Source organism: Pseudoalteromonas sp. NFXS53 (genome assembly GCF_056629255.1).
The window spans coordinates 1-25,259 of the sequence record NZ_JBWVBR010000009.1 but is presented as its reverse complement, the minus strand read 5'-3'; the positions used below and the strand labels follow the sequence as shown (position 1 = coordinate 25,259).

Annotated in this window: 22 protein-coding genes and 1 rRNA gene; 11 read left to right on the top strand and 12 right to left on the bottom strand. The window is 39.7% G+C overall.

Going from position 1 to position 25,259, the window contains the following annotated elements:
* Positions 1-30 precede the first annotated feature (30 nt).
* Positions 31-408, top strand: a complete 378-nt coding sequence (locus AC1HJP_RS11095; RefSeq protein WP_480361872.1) for a hypothetical protein — start codon at positions 31-33, stop codon at positions 406-408.
* Between the two features lie 140 nt (positions 409-548).
* Here AC1HJP_RS11095 and AC1HJP_RS11090 read toward each other — a convergent pair whose 3' ends face one another.
* A complete protein-coding gene (locus AC1HJP_RS11090) occupies positions 549-1,289 on the bottom strand; it encodes a type 2 periplasmic-binding domain-containing protein (RefSeq protein ID WP_480361871.1) in 741 nt (246 codons plus the stop codon).
* Positions 1,290-1,459: 170 nt separating this feature from the next.
* Between AC1HJP_RS11090 and phnW the strand changes: the two genes are divergently transcribed.
* Positions 1,460-2,554, top strand: coding sequence for a 2-aminoethylphosphonate--pyruvate transaminase (gene phnW / locus AC1HJP_RS11085; RefSeq protein ID WP_480361870.1), 1,095 nt, complete (start codon positions 1,460-1,462; stop codon positions 2,552-2,554).
* A gap of 143 nt (positions 2,555-2,697) precedes the next feature.
* On the opposite strand, the gene AC1HJP_RS11080 is transcribed toward phnW, so the two are convergent.
* Entirely contained in the window at positions 2,698-3,390 is a 693-nt protein-coding gene (locus AC1HJP_RS11080) for a UTRA domain-containing protein (protein ID WP_480361869.1), read from the bottom strand.
* Between the two features lie 258 nt (positions 3,391-3,648).
* On the opposite strand from AC1HJP_RS11080, the gene AC1HJP_RS11075 reads away from it, so the two are divergent.
* A complete protein-coding gene (locus AC1HJP_RS11075) occupies positions 3,649-4,659 on the top strand; it encodes a substrate-binding domain-containing protein (protein WP_480361868.1) in 1,011 nt (336 codons plus the stop codon).
* Here the strand turns inward: AC1HJP_RS11075 and AC1HJP_RS11070 are convergent.
* The 6 genes from AC1HJP_RS11070 to AC1HJP_RS11045 all read right to left on the bottom strand — a co-directional run bounded on the left by AC1HJP_RS11070 (position 4,656) and on the right by AC1HJP_RS11045 (position 12,781).
* Positions 4,656-5,054 carry a hypothetical protein gene (locus AC1HJP_RS11070; RefSeq protein WP_480361867.1) on the bottom strand — a complete coding sequence of 133 codons (399 nt, stop codon included), beginning with the start codon at positions 5,052-5,054 and terminating at the stop codon, positions 4,656-4,658. The two genes, AC1HJP_RS11075 and AC1HJP_RS11070, sit on opposite strands and share 4 nt — an antisense overlap.
* Before the next feature lie 130 nt (positions 5,055-5,184).
* Positions 5,185-6,588: an FAD-dependent oxidoreductase gene (locus AC1HJP_RS11065; RefSeq protein WP_480361866.1), complete on the bottom strand. Its 1,404-nt coding sequence runs from the start codon at positions 6,586-6,588 to the stop codon at positions 5,185-5,187.
* Positions 6,588-7,397 carry a phosphonoacetaldehyde hydrolase gene (gene phnX, locus AC1HJP_RS11060; RefSeq protein WP_480361865.1) on the bottom strand — a complete coding sequence of 270 codons (810 nt, stop codon included), beginning with the start codon at positions 7,395-7,397 and terminating at the stop codon, positions 6,588-6,590. The genes AC1HJP_RS11065 and phnX overlap by 1 nt, the downstream gene beginning before the upstream one ends.
* 17 nt (positions 7,398-7,414) lie before the next feature.
* Positions 7,415-8,743, bottom strand: coding sequence for a DUF5690 family protein (locus tag AC1HJP_RS11055; RefSeq protein WP_480361864.1), 1,329 nt, complete (start codon positions 8,741-8,743; stop codon positions 7,415-7,417).
* Between the two features lie 90 nt (positions 8,744-8,833).
* Entirely contained in the window at positions 8,834-11,635 is a 2,802-nt protein-coding gene (locus AC1HJP_RS11050; protein ID WP_480361863.1) for a TonB-dependent receptor, read from the bottom strand.
* Positions 11,636-11,773: 138 nt separating this feature from the next.
* Entirely contained in the window at positions 11,774-12,781 is a 1,008-nt protein-coding gene (locus tag AC1HJP_RS11045; RefSeq protein ID WP_480361862.1) for a tetratricopeptide repeat protein, read from the bottom strand.
* Between the two features lie 128 nt (positions 12,782-12,909).
* Here AC1HJP_RS11045 and AC1HJP_RS11040 point away from each other — a divergent pair, with 128 nt between their 5' ends.
* On the top strand, positions 12,910-13,662 hold the full coding sequence (locus tag AC1HJP_RS11040) for an SDR family oxidoreductase (protein ID WP_480361861.1): 753 nt from the start codon (positions 12,910-12,912) through the stop codon (positions 13,660-13,662).
* Here the strand turns inward: AC1HJP_RS11040 and AC1HJP_RS11035 are convergent.
* Positions 13,657-13,914, bottom strand: coding sequence for a YkgJ family cysteine cluster protein (locus AC1HJP_RS11035; protein ID WP_480362006.1), 258 nt, complete (start codon positions 13,912-13,914; stop codon positions 13,657-13,659). The two genes, AC1HJP_RS11040 and AC1HJP_RS11035, sit on opposite strands and share 6 nt — an antisense overlap.
* A 270-nt stretch (positions 13,915-14,184) precedes the next feature.
* Here AC1HJP_RS11035 and AC1HJP_RS11030 point away from each other — a divergent pair, with 270 nt between their 5' ends.
* The 7 genes from AC1HJP_RS11030 (at position 14,185) to AC1HJP_RS11000 (ending at position 23,238) form a co-directional block, all read left to right on the top strand.
* On the top strand, positions 14,185-15,360 hold the full coding sequence (locus AC1HJP_RS11030) for an efflux RND transporter periplasmic adaptor subunit (protein WP_480361860.1): 1,176 nt from the start codon (positions 14,185-14,187) through the stop codon (positions 15,358-15,360).
* Positions 15,361-15,362: 2 nt separating this feature from the next.
* Entirely contained in the window at positions 15,363-18,521 is a 3,159-nt protein-coding gene (locus tag AC1HJP_RS11025) for an efflux RND transporter permease subunit (protein ID WP_480361859.1), read from the top strand.
* A 132-nt stretch (positions 18,522-18,653) separates the two neighbouring features.
* Positions 18,654-19,091: a hypothetical protein gene (locus AC1HJP_RS11020; protein ID WP_480361858.1), complete on the top strand. Its 438-nt coding sequence runs from the start codon at positions 18,654-18,656 to the stop codon at positions 19,089-19,091.
* A gap of 130 nt (positions 19,092-19,221) precedes the next feature.
* A complete protein-coding gene (locus AC1HJP_RS11015) occupies positions 19,222-21,036 on the top strand; it encodes a M2 family metallopeptidase (protein WP_480361857.1) in 1,815 nt (604 codons plus the stop codon).
* Positions 21,037-21,152: 116 nt separating this feature from the next.
* Complete coding sequence (locus tag AC1HJP_RS11010) at positions 21,153-21,962, top strand: ABC transporter permease subunit (RefSeq protein ID WP_480361856.1); 810 nt, start codon at positions 21,153-21,155, stop codon at positions 21,960-21,962.
* Positions 21,959-22,861: an ABC transporter ATP-binding protein gene (locus AC1HJP_RS11005; protein WP_480361855.1), complete on the top strand. Its 903-nt coding sequence runs from the start codon at positions 21,959-21,961 to the stop codon at positions 22,859-22,861. Before AC1HJP_RS11010 ends, AC1HJP_RS11005 begins: the two co-directional genes overlap by 4 nt.
* Positions 22,862-22,863: 2 nt before the next feature.
* Positions 22,864-23,238 (top strand): PH domain-containing protein, encoded by a 375-nt coding sequence (locus tag AC1HJP_RS11000; protein ID WP_480361854.1) that lies wholly within the window; start codon positions 22,864-22,866, stop codon positions 23,236-23,238.
* 25 nt (positions 23,239-23,263) lie between these two features.
* On the opposite strand, the gene AC1HJP_RS10995 is transcribed toward AC1HJP_RS11000, so the two are convergent.
* From AC1HJP_RS10995 to rrf, 3 genes are all read right to left on the bottom strand, one after another.
* Positions 23,264-23,926: a GntR family transcriptional regulator gene (locus AC1HJP_RS10995; protein WP_480361853.1), complete on the bottom strand. Its 663-nt coding sequence runs from the start codon at positions 23,924-23,926 to the stop codon at positions 23,264-23,266.
* 141 nt (positions 23,927-24,067) lie between these two features.
* Positions 24,068-24,469, bottom strand: coding sequence for a hypothetical protein (locus AC1HJP_RS10990; RefSeq protein WP_480361852.1), 402 nt, complete (start codon positions 24,467-24,469; stop codon positions 24,068-24,070).
* A gap of 470 nt (positions 24,470-24,939) precedes the next feature.
* Positions 24,940-25,053, bottom strand: a 5S ribosomal RNA gene (rrf, locus tag AC1HJP_RS10985).
* Positions 25,054-25,259: the final 206 nt, after the last annotated feature.

The following is a 25,259-nucleotide window of genomic DNA, read 5'->3' as shown; positions in this document are numbered from 1 at the left end:
CGTACTTATTCACTCTATTTGGAGCGATACATGTACTTAGAAAAAGAAACTTTAAATCTACCAATTCCCCCTGAAAACTCACTAGACGAGCATCAAAAACAGTTATACCGTAAAGACCCTCAAAAGTTCTTAAAGAGCGTTGATTTTATTCACGCATCAATAAAGTATATGGTCGACAACCACATAGAAAAAATCAATGTTACCAACAAACAGACCATATTCATTTATGATGATGGCACGCAAGAATTTTGGATTGAATGCAATAAAAATAGAAAAAATTTCAAATTTCAAATTATAGAAGAATCACCAGTTATCTTAGATGACAGCGAATACATCACTATTTGTAAACTTGCACACTTGGTGAGGCAAGATCAATTGAGATACTTTCATACCAATCCTTTTAATTAAGTGATCTATTTTGAGGCAAGGAAAATTGTCGATAGCAAGGCTAAAACTTTGCTATTTAGTTGTTCTAAATAAGAAATTTTTAACGAAGTTAGCGTCAGTTTTAGTCCCTCAAAATGATTAAGTATTAATGAGGATTGGTATTAGTATTTATCATAGAAAACTTTGTCATCTATTTTCATTAGCTGGTTCCACAATTGTTCAGATAGATTTGGATATAGCGAATAAAACTGGTGACTGAAAACTAAATAACCATAATTTTCTACAATCGGGGTTTTATTTTCGATAAAGTTTATGGGCAGGTTTTTATGTTGGCAGTCACTCAGTGAAATACCTACTCGACCATTAAAAAGTAACTCGTGGGCTTGCTTAACCGACACGGTTTCGTAGATTTGAAAACCTTTTTTCTTCAAATCTTCAACAAGTGAATAACCTCTTGGCACAGAAATACCTTGCGGCATGTCTACTAATAATTCATGACCATTCCATTTTAAGGGCACATTTTTTTTATGGATAAAACAAGTTGCAGTGCTTGAAATTGCACGCTCATTATCGAGCTCATTTTTTGTAGTTTTAGGGTACTTTGCAAACGCCTCTCTACTGACTGAGTGCCTTGCAATCAATGCATCAACTTTACCAAGCTTTAAATCGTTTAAACAACGCTTCCATGGCTCACGAACAAACTCAATGTGTACTTTTGAGAGCATTTCATCAAGCTTTTGTACAATCTCGATTGCTGCACCTGGTTTTTCGCTAGGCGTTAAGACACCTTCACCACGATAATGAGGCAAAAGCTCTTTACTCTCATAACAAAACTTGAGCGTTGTTGCCTGAGCAGTTACGCAAGCAGTCAAACAGATTAAATACAAAAAACGTTGAAACATATGATTTTTAAACTTTGACAATTACCGTAATTTTAGCCTTATATTTCACAATGAACAGTTATTTTTAATCCTTTCAACTAACTCAATGCATCGTAAACTGTCACAATTACATCATCAAAACATCATAAAACATATGCTCTAATTGCTGGTATAGACCAGATGGAGTTTTTATGAAAAATAACTATTTATTACTTACCCCCGGCCCTCTCAGTACATCTAAAACAGTGAAAGAAGCCATGTTACAAGATTGGTGTACTTGGGATGACGATTACAATATTGAGATAGTAGAAAAAATTAGAACCCAGTTATGTTCGCTTGCCGGCAACACTGAACTATTAACTGCCACTTTAATGCAAGGCAGTGGCACCGCTTCTGTTGAAGCGGCTTTAGGGACTTTTATCTCAAAAAAAGACACTTTACTTGTTATAAATAATGGCGCTTATGGTGCGCGTATTAAACAAATCTCAGACTATCTCAACCTCAACGTCATTAGTTTAGATTTTGCAGAGACGCACTATCCTGACGTTGGTCAAATTGAGCAAACGCTCAAAGAAAACCCACACATCACCCATGTTGCCATGGTACATTGCGAAACGACTACTGGCATGCTTAACCCACTAGAAGCAGTGGCCGAGCTTGTGAACCATTACAAAAAAACCTTTGTTTTAGATGCAATGAGTAGCTTCGGTGGAATACCCATCGATATGATAAAGCTAGGTGTTGATGTTTTAATTAGCTCATCTAATAAGTGTATTCAAGGGGTTCCTGGCTTTGGTTTTGTAATCTGTAAACATGCATTGATTTCACAGTGCCAAGGTAATGCCCACTCTCTATCTCTAGATCTGTATGATCAATGGCAAACTATGGAACAGAATAATGGTAAATGGCGTTTTACCTCACCTACGCACGTAGTGAGAGCTTTTGCACAAGCACTGATCGAACTTGAACAAGAAGGAGGTATTGATGCAAGGTATAGCCGTTATAAATCAAACCAGTCTTTACTTGTCAGTGGTATGAGAGAACTTGGCTTTGAGACACTTTTGCCCGATCCGTTGCATTCACCAATAATTACCTCGTTTTATTCACCAAACGAACCTGAATATGATTTTAAACAATTTTATGAAAAGCTAAAGTCGCTTGGCTATGTCATCTATCCTGGAAAAGTGTCAGACGCTGACTGCTTTAGAATAGGCAATATTGGTGAAGTGTACCAAAAAGACATAGAAGGCTTATTGCACGCCGTTAATGAAGCGAAATACTGGTAGTCTTTACTATCTTTAAATGAAAAATTTCCCGGAAATTAAAGCAAAAGCCTATTTATAACTGACCAGTCGCTTTTGCTTTTTTGATCATTCGAATTTCTAACCGGTATGGGCTCAGAAGTTCTGTGTAAAATTTAAGTGGGTCATCAACACCCTTCCACTACCATTTCAATACAATCATGTAGCCAAAATTCAATGTTAAAGTCGACCAAGCTATCTTCGTTGTCATAACGCGCCCTTTGTACTTTCAAACAAGGCGTACCGCTATTTTTTTCAAGTAATTCAGCCGCATAGTCGGGTAGCACCGTGACACTGATATTGCACTGCTCATGAGAAATATCAACCTGATAGTGTCGTTTCATAACATCAGTAATTGAGCCATTTAAAACTTGTTTTTCGAGATGGGTGAAACGCGCAGCAAGACAGTGAATTTCTTCGATTAGTACACCTCTTCCATCTAAATATCGAGCCCGAGTCAGTTTGTAAATAGGCTTATCATCAAAGTGAGTAAATGCAATGCTGTGCTCATTGGAAGGAGTCATCAGTTCAATAACTTTGGTAGAGGGCGTAAACCCTTGAGACTCAGATAAAGCGTTAAAATTCACTTTGCGTGCTGGATGCCATTTTAGCTTTTCAGGGGTAACAAACCACCCTCTACGTTTTTGACTGTAGATCACGCCCTCAGATTCTAACCTGGCTAGCGCCTCTCTCACTGTGATCCTTGTAGAGTTGAACTGCTCTTGCAAACTGCGCTCCGAAGGAAGTTTAGAACCGGCTTTTAAACGCCCTTCATTGACCAGATTTTGAATATGATTTCGGATGACTTGATACAACAACATAAGCAACTTATTTAACTAACTATTTAATTGACTGAACAGTGCTAGCTTACTGCAGTTTTATGACAAACAGAATCTAGTGATAATTTGAATAAAGCGAATTTGTTGTCTAAGTTCTAATAATTAAACTGACATCTTAACGTGAAACAATTCAGAAATATTAGCTTACATAAATAAATATTTTATACCTTACTAGTTTTGTGATTTTATTATGTATAATTGTTTAAGTATCGTCATTTTTACATCATTGAAGTCTGATTAATGGAATTTTCTTTTCGTCAATTTATTTACCTACCTATCTGTGTTTTCAGTTTGTTTTGTTGCACTTTGAACCAAGCTTATGCAAACGAGCAATTCACAATTGCAGTGATAGGTAAAACCAAAAATGATTCTTTTTACGAACAATCATTCAAAGGCTGCCTTAATTTTGCCAGCAAGGTTAATAATCTAAAATGCATCTATGATGGCGCTGATGATTATCAAGATGTAAGAACTCAGTCTTTAGTGATTAGTGAATTGGCTGAGCAAAGTATCGATGCTTTTTTAGTCTCAACCACTGACTCAGAATATTTAGTGACGCATGCCCTCAAGAACTTAAAAAAGAAAAATATTCCAGTTATCACATTCGACTCTGACTTATTGCCCAAACATCATCAATACCGACTTGCATACATAGGCACGAATAATTTTGATTTTGGTGTCGCCTTAGGTAAATTGGCAATGAAATACAAAATCACGGATAAACAAAGCATTTGTCTACAGTCAGGTCATCAAACTACGCCAAACCTTAATGCCCGCCTTGCAGGAGTACGTCATGCATTATCGGGTCAAAGTAAAAAGCGTTTATCTGGCGACAGTGGTTGGGTAGAGCACCCTCGCTGCCCACTTTATACCATGGGAAAAAGGCATGCTTCTTTAGAACAAGTTAAGCGTTTTTCTGCACTAAAAAATCCACCAATCTTCTTGGCTGTGGCAGGGTTTGCTCAGTTTAACCCTGACTATATAGAGACGATGAAAGCGGCAAAGAATCAAATAGCCGACGGTAACTTTGTGATGATCTCAGCTGACACAGAGCAAGTTCAACTTGATGCCCTTAAGCATGGTCTATCAACTGTGAATCTAGGTCAAAAGCCTTTTGAGATGGGCAGGAAAAGCGCCGAGCTAATGTACAACTACCTCACGCAGGGCGCAAAACCTGAACTAGACAAATACTATTTAGATTATCACCTGTGCGATAAATCTAATTTTGAGACCTGTACAGTAAATTATTAATTTCTCGTATATACAGACAAAATTGGAAATTTATTTTCGCCAAAATTCAAAGTAATAGACTGTGTTTCATTGCCATTGAAAGGCTGTTTAAAGTTTATGGGTGAATATCTTGAACCGTCAGCAAACAACGCCATTATGTGTTTTGCTTGTAACTCTCTGCGGCCGCTCGATTGGTTGGTAATAGTTAAAATCCCCCAACGCTCTCCATTGTCATTGCTCATTAAAACAAAGTGGTCGATGGCAAACTCACTTTCATCTGGATACACATTATCATCGTTTTCAAAAGCAAACTTAACTTGGGCGACATCAATTCTATCCAAAGACAACACATCATTTTTTGCAGCTAAACCAAAGCACGCAGCAAGCAATAATATTGAAAAAGCGTATTTATACATATCCTAATGCACCTCAAATCAAATGGTGTTTATAACCAATGATATATGAATCCCCTCTTAATTTACCTAATAAGGTACAAGTACATAGTTATAAATGCAAGGTTCTACCACTTGATGAAAACCCTATGTATTATCGCTTGTTCAAGGAGGTATCTACTTTAGCGGCTGAACCACTGAGTTTACTTAGATAACTGTCCCAAGGTGCCACTTGTTTATTCAAATCTTCGGCATATTCCTTTCGGCGAATAGCATTTCGCACCATGTATGCCCCTATGGTTCTGATAGGCTCAAAAGGAAATTGTGCAATTGGCTGATTAACTAAGCCACTGTCTCGCCACTTATCTGCTTTGTTCAAAATTAAACTCGCCAAGATGTTACCGCCAAGGTAGCTCTGCACTACGCCATTACCTGAGTATCCACTGCCATAGTAAATATTTTTCTGAGTTTTTAATTGCCCAAAAAAAGGCAGTCCACTGACACTTCTATCAGACGGTCCTGTCCAACTTCTTTCGATTTCTAATCCGCTGTGTTGAAAAAAATATTGCCAGTAATGCTTCATCATTTCTAAGTATCGGCTTGGCTGATCAAACCTCCTTGAAACATGATTTGCAAAGCTAAAATAGTTTCCGCCTTTACCTAGCATTAGTCTGCCTGATGTCGTGGTTCGATAATAATTGACGAAAATTCGGCTATCTATAATCGGAGCGCCATGATTCAGCTTCATTGCTTTAATGGCTTCTGGGTTGGCTTTGCTGATAACCATATCACTCGAAACTAACACCACAGAACGTGCAAATTGTGGCTCAAGCTTAGGGAGCCAAGCATTCACTGCAAACACCAGTTTATTGGCTTTGATCATACCTAGGTCGGTTTTTATATTTAAAGTTTCATCGCCCTGATACTGAATATACTTGGTCCGTTCATATATTTTCACACCAAGTTGCTTGGCCACTCTAAATAAACCTCGAACTAATTTGGCAGGCTGAACACTGCCAGCATGGGGCGAAAAAATTGCAGATAAATTCGCTTTTGAGCCCGTCATTTCAAGCTTATCTTGTGTAACACCTTGCCATGCATTGAGTTGATGTGTAGCAAGTAAATCGAGCACAGGTTTAAAGGCATTTTGCTGTGAGGCGTTAGAAGCCGTATAAAACATCCCATCAACTCGACAATCACAGTCAATGGCATATTTTTCAGTGAACGCTTTAATGTCGTGTACTGCTTGTTCTGAGGCTTTGACCAAATACATCGCCCGCTCTAAACCAACTTGCTTAATTAAACTGCCAAACTTTGTAGACCAAGTGAGCATCGCACCGCCATTTCTGCCTGAGGCCCCTTGTCCGCACAAGTCCTTTTCGATAATCACAACATCAAGTTCAGGCTTTGTTAGCTTCAGATTTATCGCTGTCCAAAGCCCTGTAAAACCACCACCAATAATACATACATCTGTGTTTATATCATGAGTCAAGTGTGAGGCAGATTTGTCATCTGCCTCTGTTATTGCCTCATCAAACCAAAAAGGCACAAAGCGCATTAAGGTCTTTCTCCTCTTGCTATTCTGGCTTCAATCGCATGTAAAATCGGCTCAATATCAGCTAGCGAATCAATAACATAATGGGCACCCGCCGAAGCCAATTGCGTATAAGCTTTACGAGTAAGTGACACTTGTGATAATTCATTCTCATTTGCCCATTCCTGCTCGCTCAAGCCAATGGCATTACCTGTAACTGCGATGCCTACTGTCCACATCCCTGCGTTTAGCCCTTCAGTAATACCATGTACTGAATCATCTACTTTTACGCAGGCACTTACTCGAGAAATACCCAGTTTTTGAACATTTTCTAATGCCATCCAAGGCCCAGGACGAGAGCCAGCTTCGCACTCATCACTTGCAACCACACAATCAGGTTTATAACCATATTCTGCCGCAGCAGGCACCAAAACATCCATCACTGGTTTTGGATACCCTGAGCAACTGCCTATTTTGACGTTATCTGATTGCAATCGATGTAATACTGGTAACACGCCTTCGATTGGTGCTGCGCGCTCAGCTACTTTAGCCTGCTGTAAAGGCATAAATGTATTGTAAATGTGGTCGACATCTTCTTTATTAGGTAAACGACCAAATTGATTTTGCCAACGTACTCGAATTGAACCTGTATTTAACAGTGTATGAATATGGTCCCATTTCCCCATTCCCATTGGGCCACGAGCTTCTTCAAGACTAATCTCAAAATCAAAGCCTAGCTTAAAAGCCTCAACAAAAATACTCGTGGGTGCGATTGAGCCATAATCCACGACGGTGCCGGCCCAATCTAAAATTAGCGCTTCAATATGTTTCATTTTGATGTTCCTGTTCGTTAGTTTTGATGTGTTGGTTGTAGAGAATAACCAGGCTGAAAAGGTTTAAGTTTGAAACTGAAATACAGTAAAGAGCTCACCACCAGCGCACTGGCAATAGCCGCGACCCAGTAACAAGCCATAATAAAAAAATTCAACCAGCTTAATTCTGGTGATGCAAAAGTTTTATAAAGTAAAATGCCAACTGAGCCGACATAACCTGCTGAGTCTGCGAGATAAAGCAAAAACCCAGCATTTGCGGTTGAGCCAACTGCTGAAATCATTCGGTCAAATAAAAAGCAATTATAGGGGATGTAACTGATGTAAAGTCCTGCTCCAAGTAGTACCATCCACGCTTTAGCATCCAACAAACTCTGCTCGAACGCCCATGTGCTTATTGCCAATAAAGCCGTGCCCAGTAAGATAAAACCGTGATTGGCAAAAAATGCGATACGGTTATTCTTAATCAAGACCAAAGCCGCTAACGCAATTAAGACAATTAAAGCTATTCGAACGCCTGCATAAGCAAAAATGGCAGGCTCTTGTCCATACCCAAGTGCGTGCCAAATTTCTGAAGAAAAATTATCTCGAAAATCTCGAAACCCAGTGAAGAGTAAAAAGCTTAATACCAGTAAGGTGATCCCAACCCCGTATTCTTTAAAAAACGCCCACCTTTGCGCGCCGTTCATTGGGGCTCTTTTTTGTCTGGCTTGCTCATCTGATTCTGTAGGCGCCGGTAAACTGCTCAAACACAACACAGAAATAACCAAAAGAGGTAAGAAAATGGCACCAGTCACTGCGGGCATCCACATTTCCGATACCTGTATTTCCACCATAAGCCATTTACCCACAGTACGAACTAAGCCCGACGCAAGAATAAACGTCACACTTAACACTGCACCAAGTAACTCGGTGGTTTTACGCCCTTCTAGGTAACTAAAAACCAGCCCCCAAATCATGCCAAGAGATAAGCCATTAAAAAATAACCAAATCACATTGAGTGGTGAAGGTGAGATAGCAAATAAGATCAAGGCAAGTTCGGCACTTACTATCATCCATAGAATGGTTTTTGCTCGGTTTGCATGCTGCATCTCAGCAATGACTTTTACACCGATAAATTTCGCAACTAAGTAGCCAAATACTTGAGATAAGATCAAAGCTATTTTGAAACTGACGAGCCAGTGGTCTTGGTCCAGCTCGGTATAACTATTAACCGAAAAGGGCTTTCGAAATGCATACATACAGAAATACGTCATAAACGCACTACAGGCAGCAAATGCGACAAAAGCGAGCCCTTGAGCTGGCCTTAACCATTTTGGCGGCACTTGCCAAAGCGATAAAGAGTTCATAAGTAAACCTTGAAAATTACGAGGCCAATCTCTGACCTCGCAAAACAGCTAATACATATAAGAAACAAAAACTAGGCGTTGAAGTTACCGTTAGAACTGGTAATTAAAGCCAATCATTGCGCGCATACCGTAGTACTCAACTTGCAAAGGTCGGCCTTTTTCGCCCATGTAATATTCAAGTGCTTCATTGGTGAGATTATTCAGCTCTAGATAAACCAAAGCTTGTTCGTTGATTTGATAAGAAGTGGTAAAATCAACACTGGTATTTGCGCCATAATAACTGTCGCTTTGTGCTGATTTGCCATGCTCTTCGATATAAGCACCTTTATGATTCACAGCGATACGAGCTGCAAATTCAGTATCGTCATAGTAAAGAGTAAAGTTATATAATTCTTTTGCTTGCCTTGGGATAGCAACCTTGCCTGCCCGCTCTGGAATGGTCATTTCTGAATCCATAAATGTGGCATTGGTCATAACACCAAAGTTTTCTAACTGTGGAGAAATAAAACCAAGGTCACGATTAAACGCAAACTCTATTCCTGCAAGCCACGCGCTGTCGCCATTTTCTGGGCGAACAATATTAACGCCATCACGGCCGTTGTAATTGCCAATCGAGCGTTTTTCGAAAATTGGATCTTGAATGTCTTTATAAAACACACCCGCAGATACTAAACCTACTCTGTCAAAGTAGTGCTCTACCATTACATCTAAGTTGTTAGAATAAGTTGGCTCTAGCGCAGGGTTACCAGAATCAAGCTTGTTGTCTGCTTCTAGGTAAGTTGCCCCAGGAGTCAATGAGCCAAAGTCTGGACGAGCAAAGCTTCTTGTTAATGCAATACGATAGTTCGTTGACTCATCAGCACGATAGGTAAGATGTAATGCTGGCAGCACAGAAAGATAATCATTACTCTGCGTAGTTTCTACAGTATGTTGTTGGTCAGCTAAGTAGGTGTAGCCGGATACACTGGTCTTAGTTTGCGTCAGTCGAAGTCCTGCGAGTATTTCTAACTGCGCGCTCATTTGATAGGTTGCCATACCGTAGACTGAAGTATGTGTTTCTTCTACATCAAAGTTTCGACCGAGTGCGCCACCATTACTGATGAGTGCTGATTCACCTTCAACCAATCTGAATTTCTCTCGGTTTGTATTCCAAAATGCCATTGCATCTTCAGTTGTGGCCACTTGAGAAAACTGTGCCTGGTAATTGAAATTAGCTTCTGAGAGGTAATCGCTTCGACCGGGTTGATCAACAAGTGTAAAATCAGCTAGTGTTGGTGCTGTACCAAATTCATCACTATTCCACTCGTAAAACTCATCTGCAAAATCTGCATAACGTACTTTATCTCTGTACTTTGCACCGAATTGATAGGTTAGGTCAGAATCTCTTTGCCATTCAAAATCAAGGTTTGCAACCAACCTATCTTTCTCTTTAACATATACTTTATAGAGCTCAACCCAAGACAAGCCAGCTTGAGTTGCATCCAGTGCGAAACCATTTGCAAAATGGTTGTTGATAGCATTCCAAGGATCAGCGCCCCCATCAACTAAGTTATACGCATAGCTTTTTCCATTTGCTGCTTCTTGCAAACCAACATAACCGACGTTTTTCTGGTCAAAACGCATAACAAAATAGCTGTTATCTTGTCCATTTGGTTTATCACCATATTTGAACTCATTTTCATAGGTCGCTAACTGCCAGTTTATGGTTTTGTCAAAACCAATATTGTGGACACCCGCGAACTCTAAACCATTCATTTCTGTAATTAATTCATTGCGAATATGCTGCAGCTCAACCCTGTCTTTATCAAAACGTAGTCGATGTTTGTAGTGCGTTTCATCATCAACCAAGGTGCCATATAATGCACTTGCACTGATACTGCCATTGTCCAAGTCGTATTCAATAGAACCATTTAAACCATATGTTTCGCGGGTTCCTGTGTAATCTCTCAGCTCTAGTCGATAAATGCCAAAGTTTTCGCTTTCACCTCGACGTCTTGGTTCGTAATTATCGGTTGCCCAATCTCGCTTCCAAGCCGTGGCATTGACAATAAAACCGAGTTTGTCATCCAGTAAACGGTCTCCATAAACCACATTTGCCGAGTAATTTGTCCCCTCTGCTAGCTCGTTCTGACCCAATGCAAAGTTTGTTTTAAACACAAAATCATCCGCCGATTTTTTAGTTATGAAATTAACGCTACCACCAATTGCATCGCCTTCCATATCTGGGGTGATGGCTTTAGATACTTCAACAAACTCAATTAACTCGCTCGGGAAAAAATCAAATGCCGTTGCCCTACTGGTTGTTTCTTCTTCTGCAGTTGGAAGCCGATTGCCGTTGATACTTGCCGAGCTCCATTGCGATGGTAAGCCACGAACAGCAACAAAACGCCCTTCACCCTGATCGCGCTCAATTGATACACCTGGGATACGTTGCACCGCTTCGGCTGCATTTCTGTCAGGCAACTTTCCAATACCGTCAGCGGCTATCACACTGATAATATTCGAGGCATTTTTTTGATTGTTGGCCGCCGCCATTTCGCCACGAAATATTTGACCCACACTCACAACCTCTTCTATTTGTTGTTGTGAGTTTAAAGTGATTGGGTCAAGTAAAGTAATTTCAGAGTCTCGTACTTTTATTTTTACCTCTGCGCTGTCGTACCCCATGTAGCTCACTAAAAGTGTATATTCGCCACTTTTCACAATCGGCAATTCAAATCGACCGCGATAATCTGTAACCGCCGTTGCTTTTTGCCCTTTCACGGTGATCATCACACCTGACAAATGACTTTGCAGATCCTTTACTGAACCAACAAGTTTGCCATTTGATGCAAAAGAATGTGCGCTTTGAGCCAGCAATATTGCAGCTGCTACATGGGATAGTTTTTTCATTACATTTATCTCTAATTTTGGGTTAAATCTGGTCTAGTCCAGATTGATTTTACTTAGAGTAAACGCGATTTCTTACAAACTCGTGACGCTTTAATTAAAGCTTTATTGTAGAAATATGTAGAGTAATATTGAAAGTAACTAATCCAAAACCCAATCACACTGTTTGATAGCTGCAAACCATGGACGATTAAACTCTTTATTAGCTTTATTTTCTGGTGCTTGTAAAGAGATGTTCATGAATTCGGCAAGATACTTATATATGTGTATTTTGACCTTAATGTCTTCTAAATTAGTATATGCCTCCTTTAGTTTTTGAATTTTTTGAGCGGTAATTTTTCCTCCCTGAAGCTGTAAATACCTTTGATGGATCCAGTACAAAAGAGATTGTTTAGATTGATTCGGGAAAGCGAGTGTCAAGGTTGCCGTTGGTGAATACAAGCGCTGATAATCTAAAAACTTGTCTTGTAGTAAGAATGAAAAAAGTAAATTGATGCTAGCTGTCACTATTCCTGAGCGCTTATCAATTAGTTGATAGCCTTTTAATGCTTGTCGGTAATGCGCTTCAGCCTCTTTAATATTGCCTACATCGAATTCAATCATTCCGAGGTTATTATCTATCATTGCAATGATGCTTTCCCGTTTATTCTCTACCACCAATGCCCGAGCTTTTTTATAAAGTAACCTTGCACTATCATAATCGCTCTGCTGGCGTGCAACCAAAGCCAAACTATTCGTTAAAGTTAATCTTTGTTTTTCATTTTGCGCATATTTATAAGCACACTCTAAACTTTTTTGCGCATCAGCCAGAAATTGCTTTTTCCTAAGGTAGATCCCAGTGCCACTCAGAAACGAAGTTAAATGGGCTTTAAAGTAAGGATGCTGTTTGTGGTGAAATACGGTTTCTAAAGATTCACTGAGTTTATCTAATTGGTTTGTTGGTACAGCGGCTCTCATTCTGATCAAATGCCACCTGATCAATTGCTCGACAGCAATTCCATCTTTGTTTATTTTCTCTAATATTAGCAAAGATGTTGCTGGGTTGACCGTCAAGTAGTCTTCAGCCTCAGTGATCTTTTCTTCAAAACTAACCTTAGCTACTGAAGCAAATGACAGAATGAAAATAACACTGAAAATAAAACGTACCATGTAAGAAGCTTAAATTTACTAAAGTCTATAAATAATAGTAAATTTACATGAGTTCATCAGCATGAATTGTATAAAGACTAAAATTCAAACAAACGCTCTTCATGCGTTTATAGTTATGTGGAAGTATCATGGAAAAAAAACAGGTCGTATTAATTACAGGGGCAAGCCGTGGGATTGGTGCAGCTACAGCGCTGTTATTCGCAAAAAATGATTATGCCGTTTGCGTTAATTACCTAAACAATATGGATGCAGCTAATGCAGTAGTCGGCAAAATTAAAGCAATAGGTGGAACAGCCATTGCCGTACAAGCTGATGTTAATAAAGAAAACGAAGTACAAAAACTATTTGAGGTTGTCACTGAGCAGCTAGGTGTCATCGATGTGCTTGTGAATAATGCGGGTATTTTAAAACCGCAGGCAAAACTCGTTGAGTTAACTGAAGAGCGAGTAAAAGAATTATTGACGAGTAATGTGATGAGTTATTTCCTTTGTTCTAAATACGCCATTAAACATATGTCGACAGAATTTGGCGGTACCGGCGGCAACATTATTAATGTCTCTTCAGCAGCATCGAGAACAGGCTCACCTAACGAATATGTAGATTATGCTGCAAGCAAAGGCGCCATTGATACGCTCACTGTCGGCCTTGCAAAAGAAGTAGCTGCAAATGGCATTCGAGTTAATTGTGTAAGGCCCGGGTTAATCTATACAGACATTCACGCAGACGGCGGAGAGCCTAACCGAGTAAATAGACTAAAAGAAAAACTGCCTATGAAGCGCGGTGGAGAGCCGGGAGAAGTCGCTGACGCCATTTATTGGTTAGCTTCAGACAAAGCATCTTATGCAACAGGAAACTTCTTAGATCTCGCTGGTGGATTATGAGCAACTTGTCAGGGTTTCTAGCTCAGTTAGGATCTGAAGTGCTTCAGTTTGGTTTTGACCACATACCCACTCCACCGCTTTAAAATCATGGCAAACAGGGGGGCGTTCCGGCAGACCAAATAACTTACACAAGTTATCATCGGTCAAGTTTTTACAACGTTCCCCCGCTTTTTTACCATTTGGGTGATTAGGAAAACTTGTACTTATGCTTGGCGCTATGCAACAAGCCCCACAGTGTAATCGACACTCCACGCTCATACGGCCTCTAATAGTGATCAGTAAGTTATATTAACATGCTAAACAAGCCATATTAATCTCCGAATTAATTATCCTGAAAATATCAACTATATTTACAATCTAGGTTGTACCTGCAAATGTAAATAACTATGTCATGAATACACGGATTGTTACATCTTCTTACTGCATATAAATACCTAGAAACATCTGATCGAGTATGCTCATTGTGTAGATTAATAAAATAGAATGCTGAAGCGTCATTCTACCGTCGGAAGGACTATTATTGTGGCTAGTAAAAAACAAATTCTCTTACCCTTAGCGGTTTTAGCTGGTGGTGTTGCTGTTTTCATTGGACTTTCATCTATGAAACAAGCACCTGAAAAAAAACCAGAGAAAATCATTCATCCTCTTGTACAGGCTGCGCCTATCACAATCTCTGATATGAGACTAAACGTTGAGTCCTATGGAATCGTCAAACCTAAGTACACAACAGAGCTAGTTGCGCAAGTTAGCGGACAAATTATTGAGCTTTCAGATAAATTTGTGAAAGGTGGCTTTGTTCAACAAGGTGATATTTTAGCCCGCATAGATCCTAACGACTATGAAGCAGCCTTAATTGAAGCAGAGGCTAGCCTTGCACAAGCAAGCTCTGCACTTGAAATTGAACAGGCTCAAGCACATGTTGCCAAAAAAGAGTGGCAGCGTATTAAGAATAATGCCAATGAGACTATTCCTTCTGAACTTTATTTGCGTAAACCTCAACTTGCTGAAAAACTTGCCCGCTTTAAAGCCGCTCAAGCAAGTGTAAAACGCGCAAAACGAAACCTTGAACGCACTTACATAAAAGCACCATATGATTCAATTATTGAAAGCCGCGTTGTCAGTTTAGGTAGTGTTGTAAACCCAGGCAGTAAATTTGGTATCCTAAACTCTACTTCAGTAGCTGAAATTCGTCTTCCTGTTGCTGATCATGAATTGCAATACCTACCTCAACAAGGTGTTAATGCAAATGTCGCTTTAACGGCACAAGTTGCGGGTAAAACTGTTACTTGGCAAGGTAAAGTGGTTCGTAGCGAAGGTGTCATTGATCAACGCAGCCGTATGACCTACCTAGTCGCGCAGGTCACGCAGCCTTATTCTGATAGTTCAAAACAGCTCCGCTTTGGTGCGTACTTAAATGCTTCTATTGAAGGCGCTTTAGTTGAAAATGCCATTCAAGTACCGCAACACTTAATTAAAGACAACAAAGTTGCCGTTTTAAATGATGATTTAACCCTAAGTTTTAAAGGCGTCAATATCATCCGTGAAGCAAATGGCATGGCAATCATAGATCAAGGCCTGATGAATGGCGCTCAAATCATTACGTCTGCGCTAGAGTATCCGACCGAGGGAATGCAGCTTCGTACCGATGACTCTCCTATTACTTCTCCTGAAACGCAGCTTGCGCTTAAGGAGGAATAAGCATGAGTACATCAACCGAAAAAGGCTTAATTGCCTGGTTTGCACGCAACCCCGTTGCTGCAAACTTATTAATGATATTTATATTAGTAGGCGGGATCTTAACGGCTTTTTCTATTCGCAAACAGATGTTTCCGCAATTTGAAAGCCCATGGTTAAGTATTCAAGCAGTTTACCCTGGAGCGGCGCCTCAAGAGGTTGAAGAAGGCATAACCATCAAAGTCGAAGAATCCATGGAAGGCCTTGAAGGGATCAAACGACTCATCACCTATTCTAACCGTGGATTTTCGCAAACTTGGATACAAGTTCAAGAAGGTTACAACCCGCAGGAAGTACTTGATGAAGTGAAAATGCAGGTTGATTCGATCTCGAGTTTTCCAATAGGCATGGAGCGCCCTATCGTTCGATACGACAAGTTCGAACAAGAAGTGATGTGGATGTCACTTAGTGGCAGCTTGAGCAATGCCGAACTAAAAGAGCTTGGGAATACCTTACATGACGAAATGTTAGCGCTTCCTGGTGTAAACCTGTTAAGCTTTTTCAGTGGTTTAAACTATGAAATTGGTATCGAGGTTAGCCCAGATAAACTGCGCGAATATGGCTTAACTTTCCGAGATATATCTTCAGCAGTACGTGCCTTTTCAGCCAATATGTCAGCAGGTCAAATACGCTCTGATAATGGCTACATTTCAATGCGTGTTGAAAATCAAGCATATCGAGGCCATGAATTTGAAAACTTACCTTTAAAAACACTAGAAGACGGCGCACAGATTTTCTTAAGAGATGTTGCAGTTGTTAAAGATGGTTTTGAAGAAGGCTTACAATTTTCAAAATACAATGGCAAAAATTCACTGACTTTTGAGCTAAGAGCGTCAAAAGATCAAGATATCACCAAAGTTGCTGATACAGTTAAGAGATACCTAGCTGAACGCAACAAAACGTTACCAGCAGACGTCCAGATAGAACCTTTCATTGATTTAACTTACTACCTAGATGGCCGCTTGAATATGATGATCGAGAACATGATTTGGGGTGGTATTCTGGTTATGTTGATGCTTGCGCTGTTCTTGCGTGTACGCTTAGCATTTTGGGTGATGATGGGCTTACCAGTTTCATTCCTTGGTGCATTTTTATTTATGCCGATGGGCTTTTTAGATGTGACCATTAACCTCGCTTCATTATTCGCATTCATTCTTGTACTCGGTATTGTGGTTGACGATGCCATTGTGGTGGGCGAATCTGTCCATGCAGAAATAGAAAAGAAAGGTCACAGCCTTGATAATGTAGTACGTGGTGTAAAACGCGTTGCTATTCCAGCAACTTTTGGTGTTTTGACAACGGTTGCCGCATTTTTACCACAAACACTAGCAACAGGCCCAGCTGCGGCATTTTCAAAGGCCATTGGTGGTGTAATTATTCTTTGCCTAATCTTCTCTTTAGTTGAGTCTAAGCTAATCTTACCTGCTCACTTAGCAGCGATGAAAGATAAGCCGAGTAACCCTAAAAACCCATTCCATCGTTTACGTGAAATTTTAGATGGGGGTCTTAAGAACTTTATCGAAAACCTTTATCGCCCATTTATTGAACGCTGTATTCACTACCGTTACACCGTAATTGTTGGTTTCTTAACTGTACTCATCGTTGCTGCAGGCATGTTTGCAGGTGGATTAGTGAAGTTTGTCGCAAACCCTAAAATTCCGCATGACTTCCCTCAAGTAAGAATAGAGATGAACCTCTCGAGTTCTGAAACTGCCACACTGGAAACCGCACAAAAAGTTGAAGCGCTTATTTTAGAAGTCGATAAACAAATCGAAGCTAAGTATGGTCAAAAAATGGTACGTGACCTGTCGGTTAGCCTACGAGGCAGAACCAATGCTCAGATCATGGCAATCTTAGTAGAGCCAGACCTTCGCCCTATCGACACTTTCGCGTTAAGTGCCATGTGGCGCGAACAAATGCCGCCTTTACCTGGTGTTAAAACACTTAACATCGAAGATAGCATCATGAATGGTGGCCGAGATGATGGCGACATTAGTTTCAGGCTCGAAGGTAAGAATAAGGATGAGTTAAAAGAAGTTGCCAAACAGCTTAAGGCAAAACTGAACTCTATGGCTGGTGTAGGTGACGTGAACGACTCGATGCAAAGTGCAACTGACGAAGTTCAGTTAGAATTGAAGCCACTCGCTTATAGTATGGGCTTAACTCTGGCTGATGTTGCATCCCAGGTTAACTTTAGTTATTACGGCCTAGAAGCACAACGTATTCTTCGTGAAGGTGAAGAAATTAAAGTGATGATCCGCTACCCTAAAGAGTCTCGTAACTCTATTAGTGATATACAAAATGTCCGTATCATTACTCCAGCGGGTGCTGAAGTGCCACTTGTTGAAGTCGCTAAAATTAATTTAGTTGACGGTGTAAGTCGTATTCGTCGCGAGAATGCCAAACGTACAATCAATGTATGGGCTGCAGTAGATACAAACCAAGCTGAGCCATTCAAAATTGCTGAAGAAATCCGTGATGAATACCTGCCTTCTTTATTGAAAAACTACCCTGGTGTACAAAGTAGTGTTGCTGGTCGAATTCAAGAAGAAATGGACAGTGTTGCTGAACAAATTCGTGATTTTGCACTATCGATGATGATCATCTTTGCGCTTCTTGCGATTCCACTTCGCTCTTACTCACAACCTATATTGATTATGTCTGTGATCCCATTTGGCGTGGTTGGTGCTGTCTTTGGTCATGTTGTTATGGGCATGACAATGAGTAGTCTCTCTTTCTTCGGGATCATCGCGGTTGCAGGTGTTGTAGTTAATGATTCACTGGTCATGGTTGATTTTGTTAATAAAGCTAGAGAAGAAGGTATTGCCTTAAAACAAGCTGTTGTTGAGGCTGGCTGTAAACGTTTCAGAGCTATTTTACTTACCTCTTTAACAACATTTATCGGCTTAGTACCAATTATCACAGAAACTAGCTTGCAAGCTCAAATAGTTATACCAATGGCTGTATCTCTTGCGTTTGGTGTTTTGTTTGCAACAGTGATTACTTTGATATTAATACCGTGTCAGTATGTAGTACTAGAAGATATCAAAGGTTTGTTTCGTAAGAAAAACAAACAAACCGATAATATAGCAGATGCGAATTTAGAAAATCCTCTAAATAACTAACCCTTAAGGGTGATAAAAAGCTCGGCATTGTAAATGCCGAGCTTTTTTGTTTCTCAAAGTTTTCTCATTCACTTTACAAAATAAGCTTAACGAGACACACTAAGTTAAGTTGTTTTAAAATATTTTCTCACTATGACAAAAATCACAACACTGCTTCTTCTTGTTCTAGTTACGCTTTTCGGTTGTGGCTCTGATGAATCTTCAAGGGGCGACAAAAGTAGTCCTGGTTATGCAGCGACTATGTATTTCGATGCCATCTATAACAAAAAAGATTTTGATGCCGCGATACAGCTTGCAACGCCAAAAATGGGCAGGATAATGCGTTCTTATGGAACAGCAAAACAATTTGCAAGAAACTTAGTAAATCTACAATATGACTCTGTCACAATTGAAGTTGATATGACCAATCAAAGCCTTCGTGAGCAATATGGCGATGATGCCAAAGTCAACCTAGTATTCACTGGTATGCTTCGGGGTGAACAAGTTGACGATATGCGCAGCGTTCAAATGATTCGTAAGAAAGGCAAATGGTACGTCGATAAGATTAACCCTGATCCTTTTGCAAGATAAGATTGAAACACAAGGCTGGTAATCCAGCCTTTTTTTATTTGTTATAACACCACTTCTCAGCAACGTCACATTGTCGCCCCCCTGAACCGCTGCTATTATTCCTTCGAATAAATACAACTGAGAAAAAATAATGACAACAAATTTTAAACTGAGTATTGGGGCGTTAATAGTTTCAAGTACACTCGCCCTTACAGCTTGTAATACCGTAAGCCAAAGTAAAGCAGTCACTGAACAAGATGCAGAGACATTTCTAGCTAGCTCTGCTGAAACATTAGTAGACCTAAACGCTAGAGCATCTCGTGCGGCTTGGATTTATGCAAACTTTATTACTGAAGATACAGCATCACTCTCTGCAGATGTTAATCGTGAATATACAGATGTAGTTGTTCGTTTGGCTAATGAAGCAGCAAAATTCGACTCACTTAATCTAAGTGAAGATAATCGTCGAAAAATGGACAAACTAAAATTGGCTCTAACCCTGCCTGCTCCTCAAAATGCAGAGAAATCTAAAGAGTTGGCAAATATTCTGGCCGAATTAGACGGTATGTACGGTAAAGGTAAATACTGCAAAGGCGAAAAGTGTATGAGCCTTGGCGAAATGACATCTAAAATGGCTACGTCTCGAGATTACGAGGAGTTATTAGATATCTGGCAAGGTTGGCGACAAGTTGCAAAGCCAATGCGCCCTCTTTATGAAAAGCAAGTTGTTCTAACAAACGAAGGTGCAAAAGAACTAGGCTATGCCGATACCGGGGCAATGTGGCGAAGTAAATATGATATGCCCGCTGATGATTTTGCAGATGAACTAGACAGGATTTGGGGTCAAGTAAAGCCACTTTATGATTCTTTACATTGTCATGTTCGTGCCAAACTTGGTGAGAAATATGGAGAAGATAAAGTACCACAGGACCAACCGATCCCTGCTCACTTACTAGGTAATATGTGGGCACAAACTTGGGGCAATATATATGACGTTGTTGCACCCGAAAATGCAGATCCAGGCTATGATGTGACAGAGTTGTTAGCGAAACACAATTATGATGAACTAACCATGGTTAAAGGTGCTGAGAAGTTTTTCACTTCGATGGGCTTTGCTCCATTACCTGAGACATTTTATAGTCGCTCCCTATTCACCAAGCCAAAAGATAGAGATGTACAATGCCATGCTTCGGCGTGGAATCTAGATGCTAAAGAAGACTTACGCATCAAGATGTGTATTCAACGTACAGGCGAGGAGTTCTCTGTTATTCACCATGAGTTAGGACATAACTTCTATCAACGCGCTTACAATACTCAGCCAGTATATTACCAAGAAAGCGCGAATGACGGTTTCCATGAAGCCATTGGCGATACAATTGCACTGTCTGTAACACCTGGTTACTTAAAAGAAATCGGTTTATTAGATGAAGTGCCTGACGAATCAAAAGACATTGGTTTGTTAATGAAGATGGCGCTAGACAAAGTTGCGTTTATTCCTTTCGGATTACTCGTGGATCAATGGCGTTGGAAAGTGTTCAATGGTGAAATTAGCCCGGCAGAATACAACCAAGCTTGGTGGGAGCTTCGTGAAAAATATCAAGGAATTCAAGCGCCAATAGCCAGAACTGAAAACGATTTCGATCCAGGTGCAAAGTATCATGTTCCAGGTAATGTACCTTACACACGTTACTTCTTAGCACATATCTTACAATTTGAGTTCCATAAAGCACTGTGTGAAATAGCCGGTGACAAAGGTTCAATTCATCGTTGTTCTGTTTATAACTCTAAAGAAGCTGGTGAACGTTTAAATACTATGCTTAAGATGGGCAGTAGTCGCCCATGGCAAGAAGCATTAGCGACATTGACTGGCAGCGAGCAAATGGATGCAACTGCCATTCTAGATTACTTTGCACCACTGCAAAAATACTTAGATGAACAAAACCAAGGCCGACAGTGTGGCTGGTAATTTCAAAGTTATTCTTGATTAGATAACTTTGTTACAACTGCCATACTCTGAAACAATTTAAGTCTTTAATTTACTTAGAGTAACAGCTAATGTTAGCGTAAGTTAAAGGAGAATTTATGTCATTGTTTCGAGTATGGCAAATTACGCAATTTGAATTGACACGTATATTTGCAACAAAAAGAGGCTTATTGGCCCTCGCCGCATTCGCAATGGTTTGGTTTATGATTTTTAAATACCTCATTGCCGAAGCCGTGCCTTTTCTCAGTAGTCCGATGTTCAAAGATATTGCTAGACAAATGGCTGGAGGAATAGGCTTTCAAGAGCTTATCTCTTGGCCTGAGGCTGAATTTGCGATTTATTGGATAATTTCACTGTATTGCTTCCCACTATTTTCATTGTTTGTTAGCTCAGATCAAACTGTAGGAGACAGGCAGAGAGGCACGCTCAGATTCTTATCTCTTAGAAGTACAAGGGACGAAATACTACTTGGTCGTTATCTTGGTCAACTTTTGATTATCGCTATTTTAATTACTGCAACAGCCCTAGCCACTTTGATCATAATGTCTTACAGAGACTTTTCTCTCTTTTCAAGTGGCTTATTGCTCGGTTTAAAGCTCAGTATACAGTTAACTTTAATAAGTATGCCTTTTATTGCGCTGATGGCATTTCTCAACATAGTCACTAGTTCATCAAGATTAAGTATCGTAATGGCAATTTTGTTATTTACATTAGGCTCAGCTGTCATTACCTATTTTGCGCATTACATTTCGTTTCTTGACGTTTTGTTCTATGCCTTTCCTGGTGAACAAATTACAGATGTAGCAGGACAAAAGAATATATCTTTCATTGATTGGCTATTACCTGTTGTACAAAGTGTGAGTTGGTTACTCATTTCTATTGTTGCTTTAAGGAAACGTGCATTATGAGTTCAGTAATAAAAGTGACAAATTTAAGTAAAAGCTTTGGGTCAAAAGCCGCGTTAAAAGATGTGTCTTTTGAAATTGAAAAAGGCAAAACAACGGCGCTTATAGGGCCAAATGGTGCTGGCAAAACAACTCTATTCAGTATTCTTTGCGGATATCTAAAACCTGACTCAGGTCGAGTAGAAGTATTGGGCTATAACATTGAAGATCCAAAACTATTCAGTAAACTTTCTGCACTTCCACAAGATGCACAATTAGACCCAAGGTTTTCATTAGAAAAACAGCTAAATTTCTTTGCCAGGCTTCAGGGCTTGCCAAAACCCAACGCAATAAATGAAACTCATAGAGTACTTGAGTTAGTAGGTTTAAAAGATAATCTCTCCGCTAGAATATCTGAGTTATCTCATGGTATGAGGAAAAGGGTCTGTATTGCACAAGCCTTAATTAATAAACCAGAAATTATTCTACTTGATGAGGCAACTGCAGGCTTAGACCCGGTAAATGCCAGAGAGATAAGAAATATAATTTCGGATTTAAGCGACCAAGCAACTTTTATCTTAAGCTCACATGATTTAAATGAACTTGAAAGACTGTGTTCAAATATCTTATATCTAAAGCAAGGGGTTCTATCAGAACATAAGACGCATAGCTATCAAGGTGAGCATAGTTATTTAACACTACAGCTAATAGCTGAACCACACCAGGCATTAGATTACTTAAGACAATTACAAGACGTAACCCATGTACAGCAAACTCAAAGTAAAGAGTTTGTCATTGAGTACAAAGCAGAAAATAAACAATTTGATATACAGTTACTAAAATATTGTCATAAACTAAATTGGCAATATCGACAGCTAATTAACGGTAACACGTTAGAAAACGAATTATTCAATAAGGAGTAACTATGGGTTTACTGAGTGGATTATTAGGCAATGCAAGTGAAGCTGATAGTAGTAAAACAGAAGAGTTACTAGCAGATAGCTTGATCGAAGGTGAAGTAATAGAAAAAGCGTATCAAGTAATACGAGATATGTTTGTTTTCACTAATAAACGTTTAATATTGGTTGATAAGCAAGGGGTAACTGGTTCCAAAATGGAAATATTGACTATCCCGTACAACAAGATCACTAAATTTAGTAAAGAGTCTGCTGGACACTTTGACATGGACTCTGAATTAAAACTGTGGATCGGCTCTGAGACTGAGCCGCTTGTTAAAGAGTTTAAAGCCGGGGATAATATTAACGAAGTGTACAGAATAATAAGTAAATATACACTGTAACAAAAGAGCGGCGAAGCCGCTCTTTCTACTCTTGTTCCATTTTAATGAGAAGCTCTTTAATGTCTTCTTTGGCACTTAGAATATGTTTTTTCAAGAAAGCGCACGCTGCATCTATGTCTTTTTTCTTACATAAGTCTAATAACGTGCGGTGCTCTTCAGGCGCAGTTGCAAAACCACCTGCTAGTAGGATATGCATACGTACATAACGTTCAGAGTTCTTACTATACATATCTACCAGTTCAGCAGTTTGCGGTCGTTCAGCTTTACAATATAGCTTTCCGTGAAACTCTGCGTTCAACTTACCAGTGGCAAGTTGAGTATCACCTCGTTCAACAGCCTCTTCTAAGTCATACAAAATAGCTTCAGCTTCTAATAAATCACGAGGTGTAAGTTTCTGAATAGAATGACTTAATAACTCAGCCTCTAACAATGCACGTAAGTCAAATATTTCATCTATTTGATCTGCACTCAATTGTGTCGCTGTAGCACCTTTGTGAGCTTCAAAATTAACAAGACCTTCAGCTTCTAATTGAAGTAACGCTTCTCGAACAGGGATTCTGCTCACGTTCAATTCTTCTGCTAAAGCAGCTTGTCTTAATGGTTCACCAGCTTTAATCTCACCAGAAAGTATTTTCTCTCTAATTGCTTCTGCAACAAGTTGAGTTCTTGTCTTATGCTCTATGCTCATACTAACCCCTGAACAGCATTTGGCATTCAATATACACGTAAATACTGCTTACAATATAACTTCTAAAAAGCGATAGTGTACTTTACTTAATTACAGAACATTTTCAATAACTTTCTAGGATTCAAAGTAATAAAGGCATTTTTAAAGTTTGCTCGGTACCCTTTTCCAGATTTCACTCTCAACAAACTTACCATTTTCATACAATGTGTGATACCAAAGGTCACCTTCGACTTTAAAGGTAAAGGCCATAGTTCTACCGATGTAGTCTTCTAAATTGCCATATTCAACTGTCTCAATAAAGTAATTATCTTTGATAACATAAGTGCCTCCACCTGCATAAGCAAACTTATTTGAGTGGCGTGTAATATAACTAAAGTGCGTATCTGAAACGATTCGAGTTGAAGTTACTGCCGGCGCTTCAGCTTTAACATTTCCATCTGGTGTTGCATATTCACCACTGACATACTCCCAAGTACCCTTCAATGGATTAGCAAAAGTTGATAATGAAATAGTTAAGAAAAAGACATATAAGATTGATTTCATTAGAGTTCCTTATGATTATTGTTTAACCATTACAGCATATAAGATAGATAAAAGCTCATGAGAATGTTTCATAGTGTAAAAGGCTAGCGACTGCGAACGTAGTGAGTACGGTTCTTTTACGCAAGGTGAAGTGAACCATTTTATATATTGCAGAGGGACTTAAAGCAAAAAAGCCCAACTCTTTCGAATCGGGCTTTCTCTAAATAGGTGTTGGCAATGTTCTACTTTCACATGGGAAGCCAAGCTGGCCGCACCCACACTATCATCGACGCTATCTTGCAAAATTAGCGGCAGCGAACGCAGTCAGTTCGCTTCTTTTGCGCAAGGTTAATATCGTGCGAAAGGTTTATGACAAGCGCGTAGCGCTTACATTCTTTTCGCGCAAGGTGAGATAAACTAGTTTAGCTGATGATGAGGGACTTAAAAGCAAAAAACCCGCTGCATTGCTGCAACGGGTTTCTTTAATTAGGCCCTGGCGATGTTCTACTTTCACATGGGAAGCCCACACTATCATCGACGCTGTTTCGTTTCACTTCTGAGTTCGGCATGGGGTCAGGTGGTTCCAAAACGCTATAGTCACCAGGAAATACTTAACGTGCAAAGGGTTAATGACAAGTGCGTAGCACTCATTTCCTTTGCGCAAGGTGAATTGATTTCGCGATATCGCTTATCTAATCACTTTGCTTTAAATCTGGAAAAAATCTGATAATTCTTAAAACTTCTACTTTAGTTCATATTAGCTTCTGAGCTAAAACCACTTTGGCGTTGTATGGTTAAGCCTCACGGGTAA

What these genes read in the sequence shown, in the direction of transcription:
- AC1HJP_RS11095 (WP_480361872.1), top strand. Translation starts at nt 31, where the DNA reads ATGTACTTAGAAAAAGAAACTTTAAATCTACCAATTCCCCCTGAAAAC.
- AC1HJP_RS11090 (WP_480361871.1), bottom strand. Translation starts at nt 1,289, where the DNA reads ATGTTTCAACGTTTTTTGTATTTAATCTGTTTGACTGCTTGCGTAACT.
- phnW (WP_480361870.1), top strand. Translation starts at nt 1,460, where the DNA reads ATGAAAAATAACTATTTATTACTTACCCCCGGCCCTCTCAGTACATCT.
- AC1HJP_RS11080 (WP_480361869.1), bottom strand. Translation starts at nt 3,390, where the DNA reads ATGTTGTTGTATCAAGTCATCCGAAATCATATTCAAAATCTGGTCAAT.
- AC1HJP_RS11075 (WP_480361868.1), top strand. Translation starts at nt 3,649, where the DNA reads ATGGAATTTTCTTTTCGTCAATTTATTTACCTACCTATCTGTGTTTTC.
- AC1HJP_RS11070 (WP_480361867.1), bottom strand. Translation starts at nt 5,054, where the DNA reads ATGTATAAATACGCTTTTTCAATATTATTGCTTGCTGCGTGCTTTGGT.
- AC1HJP_RS11065 (WP_480361866.1), bottom strand. Translation starts at nt 6,588, where the DNA reads ATGCGCTTTGTGCCTTTTTGGTTTGATGAGGCAATAACAGAGGCAGAT.
- phnX (WP_480361865.1), bottom strand. Translation starts at nt 7,397, where the DNA reads ATGAAACATATTGAAGCGCTAATTTTAGATTGGGCCGGCACCGTCGTG.
- AC1HJP_RS11055 (WP_480361864.1), bottom strand. Translation starts at nt 8,743, where the DNA reads ATGAACTCTTTATCGCTTTGGCAAGTGCCGCCAAAATGGTTAAGGCCA.
- AC1HJP_RS11050 (WP_480361863.1), bottom strand. Translation starts at nt 11,635, where the DNA reads ATGAAAAAACTATCCCATGTAGCAGCTGCAATATTGCTGGCTCAAAGC.
- AC1HJP_RS11045 (WP_480361862.1), bottom strand. Translation starts at nt 12,781, where the DNA reads ATGGTACGTTTTATTTTCAGTGTTATTTTCATTCTGTCATTTGCTTCA.
- AC1HJP_RS11040 (WP_480361861.1), top strand. Translation starts at nt 12,910, where the DNA reads ATGGAAAAAAAACAGGTCGTATTAATTACAGGGGCAAGCCGTGGGATT.
- AC1HJP_RS11025 (WP_480361859.1), top strand. Translation starts at nt 15,363, where the DNA reads ATGAGTACATCAACCGAAAAAGGCTTAATTGCCTGGTTTGCACGCAAC.
- AC1HJP_RS11020 (WP_480361858.1), top strand. Translation starts at nt 18,654, where the DNA reads ATGACAAAAATCACAACACTGCTTCTTCTTGTTCTAGTTACGCTTTTC.
- AC1HJP_RS11015 (WP_480361857.1), top strand. Translation starts at nt 19,222, where the DNA reads ATGACAACAAATTTTAAACTGAGTATTGGGGCGTTAATAGTTTCAAGT.
- AC1HJP_RS11010 (WP_480361856.1), top strand. Translation starts at nt 21,153, where the DNA reads ATGTCATTGTTTCGAGTATGGCAAATTACGCAATTTGAATTGACACGT.
- AC1HJP_RS11005 (WP_480361855.1), top strand. Translation starts at nt 21,959, where the DNA reads ATGAGTTCAGTAATAAAAGTGACAAATTTAAGTAAAAGCTTTGGGTCA.
- AC1HJP_RS11000 (WP_480361854.1), top strand. Translation starts at nt 22,864, where the DNA reads ATGGGTTTACTGAGTGGATTATTAGGCAATGCAAGTGAAGCTGATAGT.
- AC1HJP_RS10995 (WP_480361853.1), bottom strand. Translation starts at nt 23,926, where the DNA reads ATGAGCATAGAGCATAAGACAAGAACTCAACTTGTTGCAGAAGCAATT.
- AC1HJP_RS10990 (WP_480361852.1), bottom strand. Translation starts at nt 24,469, where the DNA reads ATGAAATCAATCTTATATGTCTTTTTCTTAACTATTTCATTATCAACT.